This window comes from Bradyrhizobium sp. (assembly GCF_049691595.1).
GTDB lineage: Bacteria > Pseudomonadota > Alphaproteobacteria > Rhizobiales > Xanthobacteraceae > Bradyrhizobium.
Map to the genome: position 1 here is coordinate 1 of NZ_JBAVNZ010000137.1, position 8,893 is coordinate 8,893.

The 8,893-nt window shown below is 63.9% G+C and carries 7 protein-coding genes and 2 pseudogenes; 3 read left to right on the forward strand and 6 right to left on the reverse strand.

The genetic code is table 11. The annotated features are described in order from the left end of the window. Positions 1-88 precede the first annotated feature (88 nt). From WCE35_RS06055 to WCE35_RS06065, 3 genes are all read right to left on the reverse strand, one after another. The gene (locus tag WCE35_RS06055) at positions 89-1,819 is read right to left on the reverse strand and encodes a methanol/ethanol family PQQ-dependent dehydrogenase (protein ID WP_424592440.1); all 1,731 of its coding nucleotides are present in this window, start codon (positions 1,817-1,819) and stop codon (positions 89-91) included. A 64-nt stretch (positions 1,820-1,883) separates the two neighbouring features. Continuing rightward, positions 1,884-2,480, reverse strand: coding sequence for a ubiquinol-cytochrome c reductase iron-sulfur subunit (locus tag WCE35_RS06060; protein ID WP_424592441.1), 597 nt, complete (start codon positions 2,478-2,480; stop codon positions 1,884-1,886). Between the two features lie 292 nt (positions 2,481-2,772). Beyond that, the gene (locus WCE35_RS06065) at positions 2,773-3,666 is read right to left on the reverse strand and encodes a LysR family transcriptional regulator (protein ID WP_424592442.1); all 894 of its coding nucleotides are present in this window, start codon (positions 3,664-3,666) and stop codon (positions 2,773-2,775) included. A gap of 217 nt (positions 3,667-3,883) precedes the next feature. Between WCE35_RS06065 and WCE35_RS06070 the strand changes: the two genes are divergently transcribed. Both WCE35_RS06070 and WCE35_RS06075 read left to right on the forward strand, forming a co-directional pair. Continuing rightward, the gene (locus WCE35_RS06070; protein ID WP_424592443.1) at positions 3,884-4,171 is read left to right on the forward strand and encodes a DUF1778 domain-containing protein; all 288 of its coding nucleotides are present in this window, start codon (positions 3,884-3,886) and stop codon (positions 4,169-4,171) included. Beyond that, positions 4,172-4,669, forward strand: coding sequence for a GNAT family N-acetyltransferase (locus WCE35_RS06075; protein ID WP_424592444.1), 498 nt, complete (start codon positions 4,172-4,174; stop codon positions 4,667-4,669). Between the two features lie 9 nt (positions 4,670-4,678). Here the strand turns inward: WCE35_RS06075 and WCE35_RS06080 are convergent. Further along, a pseudogene (locus WCE35_RS06080) lies at positions 4,679-4,828 on the reverse strand (helix-turn-helix domain-containing protein); the annotation flags it as partial. 34 nt (positions 4,829-4,862) lie between these two features. On the opposite strand from WCE35_RS06080, the pseudogene WCE35_RS06085 reads away from it, so the two are divergent. Next, a pseudogene (locus WCE35_RS06085) lies at positions 4,863-5,060 on the forward strand (DUF2285 domain-containing protein); the annotation flags it as partial. Here the strand turns inward: WCE35_RS06085 and WCE35_RS06090 are convergent. Both WCE35_RS06090 and WCE35_RS06095 read right to left on the reverse strand, forming a co-directional pair. Next, complete coding sequence (locus WCE35_RS06090; RefSeq protein WP_424592445.1) at positions 5,050-8,010, reverse strand: bifunctional [glutamine synthetase] adenylyltransferase/[glutamine synthetase]-adenylyl-L-tyrosine phosphorylase; 2,961 nt, start codon at positions 8,008-8,010, stop codon at positions 5,050-5,052. The pseudogene WCE35_RS06085 and the gene WCE35_RS06090 overlap by 11 nt on opposite strands. Beyond that, positions 8,007-8,893, reverse strand: an 887-nt coding sequence (locus tag WCE35_RS06095) for a sensor histidine kinase (protein WP_424592446.1), incomplete at its 5' end; no start/stop codon positions are given. The genes WCE35_RS06090 and WCE35_RS06095, both read right to left, overlap by 4 nt.

Genomic DNA, 8,893 nt, shown 5'->3' on the forward strand with positions numbered 1-8,893 from the left:
CCGGCAGCAACAGAAAAGGGCGGCGGACATCATCGTCCGCCGCCCTTCTTTCGTATCTGGCTCGTTGCCGGAGCAACGATCCCGGCCGTTACTTCTTGACGGCGAACACCCAGACGACGCCGCCCTGAGGCACGTTGTCCTCGATACCGAGCTTCTTATCCTTTGAGAGCGCGTCCTGAATGCGCTGGGCGTCTACGCCCCAACCCGACTGGACCGCGATATATTGCGTGCCGTCGACCTCATAGGCGATCGGCATGCCCATGATGCCCGAGTTGGTCTTTTGCTCCCAGAGCAGCTCGCCCGTCTTGGCATGGAAGGCCCGGAACATCCGGTCGTTGGTGCCCCCGACCAGGATGAGATCACCCGCGGTGGCCGTCACCGAACCAAACAACTGGGACTTGGCGAAGTTGTGCGACCAGACCTTCTTGCCGGTTGCCGGGTCCCACGCCTGCAGTTCGCCAAAATGATCGGCGCCGGGACGAGCCGACAAACCGATGTCTTCAGGCCTGGTGCCGAGCCAAAGCTGGCCTGGAACCAATGGCACCTTCTCGCCGGTAAAGCCGCCGCAGAAGTTCTCGTTGGCGGGAACGTAAACCAGGCCGGTCTTCGGACTATACGCCGCCGACGGCCAATCCTTGCCGCCCCACAGCGACGGACAGAATTCAACCCGCTTGCCAACAACCGGCTTGTGGGCCGGGTCGACGATGGGCTTGCCGGTCTCGGGCTCGATGCCCTTCCAGACATCGGTATAGACGAAAGGCCAGCCGGCGACATAATTGATCCGGTCCGGCTTGCGCTCGAGTACCCAGAAGATCGCATCGCGGCCGGGATGGATCAGGCTCTTGAAGGAGCGTCCGTCCCGTTGCAGGTCGACCAGCATCGGTGCCTCCACCTCGTCCCAATCCCAGGAATCGTTTTGGTGGTACTGGTGGTATGTCTTGATCTTGCCGCTGTCGGGATCGAGCGCGAGCACCGAGGTGGTGTAGAGATTGTCACCGGGGTGAGTATCGCCTGGCCAAGGCGCAGCGTTGCCGGTACCCCAATAGATCGTCCTGGTGTCGATGTCGTAGGTGCCTGTCATCCAGGCTGATCCGCCACCCGATTTCCAGTCGTCTCCCTTCCAGGTTTCGTTGCCCTTCTCGCCCTCGCCGGGGATGGTGAAGGTCCGCCACAGTTCCTTGCCGGTGTCGGCATCGAACGCAACGACATAGCCTCGTACGCCGTATTCACCGCCGGAACCGCCGACGATCACCTTGCCTTCCACCACCAAGGGCATCAGCGTCAGATACTGCCCCTTTTTGTAGTCCTGAACTTTGGTATCCCAGACCACTTTGCCGGTCTTGGCATCGAGCGCGACGACGTGGTCGTCGGTCGTCGCCAGGTACAGCTTGTCCTGCCACAGGCCCACACCACGGCTGGTCGGATGCAGCTGGAACAGATCGTCCGGAAGCTGGCGCTTGTATCGCCAGTACTCGTCGCCGGTTTTGGCGTTCAGGGCGATCACCTGCCCCATCGGGGTCGCGACGAACATCACGCCATTGTTGATGATCGGTGGCGCCTCGTGCCCTTCGATCACGCCGGTCGAGAAGGTCCACACCGGGGTGAGACTTTTCACGTTCGAGGTGTTGATCTGGTCGAGCGGGCTGTATCCCTGCCCGTCATAGGTCCGGCGATAGTGCATCCAGTTGCCGGGTTCCGGGTTCTTGAGGCGATCGGCGGTCACCGGGCTGTATTTCTCGATCGGGCCGGCGCCGGCGGCGATGGAGAAAAGGCACGTGGACGCGACCACACTCGACAATAGGCATTGCTTCATAGTCATAGATGCTCCTCCCTGTTGTTTTGTTGATCTGTTTATGGTTGCGCGGAAGCCGACCGGGCTGCCGCTACCCTGCTTGCTGTGCTCCTACCTTTCCACCAAATGCCGCAGTTACCGTGAGCGCGCCATCGGCTGTCGCCAGCGCAAGCGCCGCAAGACGCCGGGGCGCTGGCCCGAATACGACTTGCGCGCTTTGCCGGGGATCGAATTCGGAATTATGACAAACGCACTGCAAGACAGCCTTGTCACCCGCCGCCCCCTTGACCCAGGCTGTGATGGGACATCCGGCGTGGGTGCAAATGGCCGAATACGCAACGATTCCGTCGGCCCCGCGTGCGCGCGTCTCGTCATCCAGTTCGGCCGGATCAAGCCTTACGACCAGCACCTCGTTTAACCGAGAACCTTTGCGTATCACTGAGGTTTTTGGATCCTTTGGCCATGCGCGAACCGGCGGTCCGCCGAGCGTCAGATCCTTCGGATTGATGATTTCTCCCGCACGTTCCCCCTCGGCGAATACGAGAACGTCGGCTTTTTGAGGGCGCTCGTCACTGCCGGGCAGATCCTCGTCGGCAGCAGCGGCAGGATTCGATGCCGCCATGTGCGCCGCCGCGGCAACAGCCGTCAGGATGATCGTACGCCGTGTCTGATCCGAGGACGATGACATTGCCCCTCTCGATTTCTGCACTGATGCCTTCGCCCAACATTGCGATTCGTGATCGCATTCAGGGAGCTGCCAAGCTGAACGGTCGAACTCGGCCAAAAAGAGGCAACAGACAAGTTTTGTGATGCAGCCTCGATCTTTTTTCAACCCGAGCGAGAACTCTTCTCTCCCGATACGGCTGTATTTATCTGACCAAACATAAAGATAACTACGTCATGCACCTTTCGCAGATCAGCCGAGGCGCCTCCGGCTTTGTGCAGCGCATGATACGAAGGCGCGGATCCAAATGCAGGTTCTAGCTGTCCAGCGTCGGGGCGACTTCGCGCGCGACCTGCACCAGCGCGGCGATCAATGGCGTCATCGGGTCGCGCTGCGGGATCACCAGCCCGATGCTGTAATCGACCACGGGATCGACGATCGGAATGCTGCGGACGCTGTCCTTCAGCCCCAGCGTTTCCGCGAGTTTCGCCGGCATCACGCTGGCCCAGCGTCCGGTCTTCACGTGGGTGAAGAGAACCAATAGCGAGTTCGAGGTCAGCGTCGGCGTCGCCTCCGCGCCGACCGAACGCAGCGCGCGGTCGATGATGCGCCGGTTCTGCATGTCCGGCGTCAGCAGGCACAGCGGCACCTGCCCCACTTCTCTCCAGGTGACCTGATCGCGGTCGCCGAACATGCCGTCCGGCGAGGTCAGCAGGCGGTAGCTCTCGTTGTAGAGCGGGATGGTGCGGACCTTTCCGATCGGCTCGTTCTCGATATAGGTCAGACCCGCATCGACCTCGAGATTCTCCAACAGGCCGAGCACGTCGGCCGAGGTGCAGGACTGGATACGAAAGCGCACATCGGGGTGGCGCGCGCGAAACGGCGTCGTCAGCGATGCCACCATGCCGAGCACGGTGGGCATCGCAGCTAACCTGATCTCGCCCGACAGCTTGTCCTTCAGTCCGTTGATCTCCTGCCGCATCGCGCGGGCGTCGCCGACGATGCGCCGCGCCCAGTCGAGCGTGCGCTCGCCTTCGGGCGTAAAGCCCTGAAAGCGGGAGCCGCGCTGCACCAGCATGACGCCGAGAATTTCCTCGAGCTGCTTGAGGCTGGTCGACATCGTCGGCTGGGTGACGCCGCAGGCTTCGGCGGCCCGTCCGAAATGCCGCTCTTTTGCCAGGGCCAGCAGAAGTTCAAGCTTGTCGATCAAGAGGAAAGCCTCATCGAAGGCATCTATGATTTTGACAGATATCACGGCCGGAAGAGCACCAATACGCCAAAAAGCCGCCGGCGGCGCCGGACCTGGTCCCGACATCGGCGCCGCCCTTGAGAAGTTGAAGAAGACCCAGTTAGTTTTTTGAAAACGCCAGACAATGTCATGACAAAGCAGGCCAGATGTGCTAGATAGCGAGCCAGGAGAAGTCATCATGGCCAATGCGACCAGATCCGAGAAACTCGATTTGCGCCTGACGCCGGAGGCGAAGCGGGTGCTGAACGCCGCCGCGCAAGCCTCGCGGCGCTCGGTCAGCGAGTTCGTGCTGGAGAGTGCGCTCGACCGCGCACAGGAAGCTTTGCCTGATCGTCAGCATTTTGGGCTGGACGCGGCGCGCTGGAAGGCGTTTCTGGCCGCGCTCGATGCGCCGTCCCGGCCCCTGCCGCGGCTCCAGCGGCTGTTGACCGAACCCAGCGTGTTCGAGCCAGCGCCGACCGAATAGATGACGTTCCGCATCGAGAAGCTGCGGCGTGACCATCGCGTCGAGGGGTTCGATTGCGGCAAGGAACCGTTGAACCGCTTCCTGATCCGCTTCGCCCTCCAGAGCCAGCTTTCCAACAGCTCGCAGACTTATCTGGCTTTCTCGAAAGACGAGGTTGTCGGCTTCTACACCTTGGCGTTCGGGGACGTGGCCTACGAGGATGCACCGGAGCGGCTACGCAAGGGCGTCGCGCGGCATCCGATTCCCCTGATGATCCTCGCCCGCCTCGCGGTCGCCAGCGCCTGGGCGGGAAAACGGATCGGGTCCGGTCTTTTGAAGGACGCGCTCGCCCGGACGCTCGCGGCGGCCGAGATCGCCGGCCTTCGGGCCTTCGCCGTCCACGCCAAGGATGATGAGGCGCGGGCCTTCTACGAACGCTTCGATTTCATCGCGTCGCCCAGCGATCCCATGCACCTCTTCGTCTTGCTTAAAGATGTCCGGGCCTTGATCGGCCCTTAACGCGGCGGCTCAGCCTTTTCGGTAGGATCGCCGCAGCAGCGGATCACCCGGCTCGACCCCCAGCGCTTCCGCAATCCGTCCGAGCACGGTGACGCTCGCCGACACGTCACCACGCTCGATCGCGCCGACATAGCGCGCGCTCAGGCCCGCGCGCTCGGCTTGCGGATATCCATCGGAAAAGAGAGGGTGCGCTGTGCGTGTAAAGCCTGAACTTGATCCCGATGTCGACGACGAGGCGCCTGACGGTCCCGACATCACCCCATATGACGAGGCGCATTTCGTGACCTATTTGCGCCTGCTCGACGCCGACGCGGATGGTGCTGATTGGATCGAGGTAGCCCGGATCGTCCTGCATCGCGATCCCGCTTTCGAGGAGCTAACTAGGCTTCGCCGCCAACCACGGCGTTGAACACCCGCCTCACCTCGGCCTGGGTCTCGCGCAGCCGCGCTTCCAGCGTCGAGAAATCAGGCGTGTCGCCGGCGCGCGCCATCACGCGCAACAGATCCTCGCCCGCCGTTCCCGGATTGAACTTTCCGGCAACGCAAAGCCGCAGGATTTGCGTCAGGTCATGGTAGAGCCGCGCCGCCGCGCGCAGGATTTCGGCCTCCGATGGCGGCAGCACGCCGAGCCGCGCGGCATTGTCGAGCACCTGGAGCGTGCTGACGCTAAGAATCTCCGGCGTGTGCGCGGCATGGATGAGCTGGAGATACTGCGCGATGAAATCGATGTCGACCAGGCCGCCGGCGGCAAGCTTGAGGTCCCAGACGTCGTCCTCGCCCTTCTCCAGCGCGATCGCCCGGCGCATGTCTGCGACGTCGGCGGCGGTGCCCGCGGCATCGCGCGGCCGCGTCAGCACGCCGCGAATGATCCCTTCGATCCTGGCGCGGAGTTCCGGCGGGGATGAGATCACCCGCGCCCTTGTCAGCGCCATGTGCTCCCAGGTCCAGGCGTCGCGCTCCTGATAGTCGGCAAACGCGTCGACCCGCGAGGCCACGGGCCCGGCGCGTCCCGACGGACGCAGCCGCATGTCCACGTCGTAGAGCACGCCGTAATTGGTCCGCGTCGTGAATGCGCTGATCAGCCGCTGGGTGAAGCGGGCAAAATACTGCGCGCCGTGCAGCGAACGCGCGCCGTCGGAATCCGGATGTTCATGGTCGAAATCATAGAGCAGGATCAGGTCGAGATCGGAGGACGCCGTCATCTCGCGGCTGCCGAGCCGGCCCATCGCGAGGATCGCGGTCTGCTGTTCCTTGATCCGCCCGTATTGCGCGGCGAACTGGTCGGTCACAAGGCCATGCACGGTGTGGACGATGCCCTCGGCGACGTCGGCAAAGGCGATGCTGGCCTGCTGCGCCGACACCGTGCCGGACAGAATGCGGCTGCCGATCAGGAACAGGCTTTCCTGGCCGAACAGCCGGAGGCGATCGAGGAAATCCTCATAGGAGTCGGCATCCCCGAGCGTTGCCGCGAGCCGCCCGGACAACTCCTTGCGGTCCGGCATGGCGCCAAAGAAGCGCGGATCGATCAGCCCGTCCATGATCTGCGGCTGGCGCGCCAGCATGTCGCCAAGCCGCGGCGCAGCGCCCAGGATCAGCGCCACCAGGGCGACGAGGTCGCGGTTCTGGCTCAGCAGCGAAATCAGCCGTCCGCCGCGCTGCAACGCCCCGAGAAAGCGATCAAAGGCCGCGACCGCATTGTCAGGCTCTTCCGCACGTGCGAGGCCGTCGATCAGGCCGGGAATGAACTCGACAAAGGCGTTTCTGGTCGCCTCGGCGCGGAGCGCGCGATAGTCACCCTCCATCCATTGCTGAATCGTTTTCGCGACCGCGATCGGCTGCTTGAATCCGAGCGTCGCAAGATGGTCCAACAGGCGCGGATCGTCGGGACCGGCGCCGTAATCGACCATCGGAAGCTTGACGGTGCCGGTCGGATCGCCCTCGAACAGCCGGCTGTAGTGCCCCTGCACGATATCAAGATGCCCGATCAGATCGCCGGCGAAGGCGGCGCGGCTTTGATAGCCGAGGAAATGCGCAAAACGCTCCACCGCTTCGGCCTGTTCGGGCAGCGCATGGGTCTGTTCGTCCGCGATCATCTGCAGCCGATGCTCGACCCGCCGCAGGAATTCATAGGCTGCCGTGAGCTGATCGCGTGCCTCGAACGTGATCCAGTTGCTCGATGCCAATACGTTCAGCGCCTCCAGCGTCGATCTTACCCGCAATTGCGGATGCCGGCCGCCGGCGATCAATTGCTGGGTCTGCGCGAAAAACTCGATCTCGCGGATGCCACCGCGTCCAACCTTGACGTTATGGCCCTCCACCGCGATCCCGCTCTGGCCGCGATAGGTCTGCATCTGCCGCTTCATGTCGTGGACGTCGGCCAGCGCCGCGAAATCCAGATGCTTGCGCCAGACGAACGGCGCGACTTCCGCCAGCAGTGCCTCCCCTGCCCGAGGATCGCCGGCGCAGGGCCGCGCCTTGATCATGGCGGCGCGTTCCCAGGTCCGCCCCTCCCGCTCGTAATAATGCAGCGCCGCCTCGGTCGAGATCGCGACCTGGGTCGAGGCGGGATCGGGCCGCAATCGCAGATCGACCCGGAATACATAACCGTCGCCCGAGCGCTGCTGCAGCAGTCGCGCCAGAGCCTGGGTAACCCGCACGAAAAACGGCTGCGGTTCGATATCCTCGACCAGCGACGTCGCGGCCGGATCGAAAAACACGATCAGATCGATATCGCTGGAAAAATTCAGCTCGCCCGCGCCCATCTTGCCCATCGCCAGCACGATCAGGCCACAGCCCTCCTCGGGACGATCGGGATTGGCAGGCCTCATCCGGCCGCGCGCCACCTCCTGCCGCAGCAGGAAGCCGAGCGCCGACTGCACCGAGGCAACCGCCAGATCGGTCAGCGCCGCCGTGACCCGCATCACCGGCCAGACCCCGCCGATGTCGCACAACGCGATCAAGAGGGCTGCTTCCGCTTTCATGCGCCGGAGCAGATGCATCACGTCGGTTTCGCCGGCGGCGGCGAACACCTCGCGCGAGGTCTGCTCGATCAGCGTCGAGAGATGCTGCTCCGGATCGCATCCGAGCAGCCGGATCAGCCGCGCGGCGTCGGCACGGACCAGGTCGAACAGATAGGGCGAGAATTCGGCAATGCCGAGCAGAATGGCTTTGGCGAACGGACGATCCAGCCATTCCCCGATCGCAGCCGATTGCCGCGGCTCGAGCTCGGCGAGCCAATCTCCCAGGCGTTGTTCGGCTTGACTGGAAGCGGAGACATGCGGTCCGTCCACGAAGCGCGCGGCCAGAGCGTGTCGCTCCATAACAGGCGCGGATGAGTTCATGCCGTCTTCTGTGGCACATCCTGCATTTGAGCCGCAAGCCTGTCGCCTGCGCCGCCGATCGCCGGGATCGCCAATGTCGCGATCAGCCCCGGATGCGAATCGTCAAGCCGGAGTTCGCCGCCATGCAGCGTCGCCACCGCCGACGCCAGACTGAGGCCGAGCCCGGAACCCGGCAAGGTGCGGCTGGCCTCGAGCCGAACGAACCGCTCGATCGCATGTTTGCGGTCGCCTTCCGGAATGCCGGGACCGTGGTCGGTGACGCTGAGCAGCACGGAATAGCCTTCGCGCCGCGCCTCGATCAGGATCTCCCTGGCTCCGGCGACCGCGTCGGCGCCGAGCGGCTGCGCGGCCGGAACCGGTTTGCCGTATTTGATGGCATTCTCGACCAGATTGGCCAGGGCCTGGCTGATCAGTTCGCGATTGCCGTGAAGCCGCGCGGGCGCGGTCTTGACGCGGAGCGTCATGCCGTTGTCTTCGGCCAGCGGCTCGTAGAGTTCGTGGATGCCGCGCGCAACCTCGGCGGCGTCGAAATCGATCATATTGCCGCGCGCCTGCCCGGATTCGGCCCGCGCGATCATCAACAGCGCATTGAAGGTGCGGATCAGGCCGTCGGATTCCTCGATGGTCCGTTCAAGCGCCGCACGGTAATCGGCTTCGCTGCCGGACCGCGCCAGCGCCTCTTCGGCGCGGTTGCGCAGACGCGTCAGCGGCGTCTTCAGATCGTGGGCGATATTGTCGGAAACTTCCTTCAAGCCCATCATCAGGGCCTCGATCCGCTCCAGCATGGCGTTGAGGTTTTCCGCGAGGCGGTCGAGCTCGTCGCCGCTGCGCCCGACCGGCAGGCGTCCGGAGAGGTCGCCCGCCATGATGCGTCGGGTGGTGC

Excerpts from the sequence above, each read along its gene's own strand:
- WCE35_RS06055 (WP_424592440.1), bottom strand. The coding sequence starts at position 1,819 with ATGACTATGAAGCAATGCCTATTGTCGAGTGTGGTCGCGTCCACGTGC.
- WCE35_RS06060 (WP_424592441.1), bottom strand. The coding sequence starts at position 2,480 with ATGTCATCGTCCTCGGATCAGACACGGCGTACGATCATCCTGACGGCT.
- WCE35_RS06070 (WP_424592443.1), top strand. The coding sequence starts at position 3,884 with ATGGCCAATGCGACCAGATCCGAGAAACTCGATTTGCGCCTGACGCCG.
- WCE35_RS06075 (WP_424592444.1), top strand. The coding sequence starts at position 4,172 with ATGACGTTCCGCATCGAGAAGCTGCGGCGTGACCATCGCGTCGAGGGG.
- WCE35_RS06090 (WP_424592445.1), bottom strand. The coding sequence starts at position 8,010 with ATGAACTCATCCGCGCCTGTTATGGAGCGACACGCTCTGGCCGCGCGC.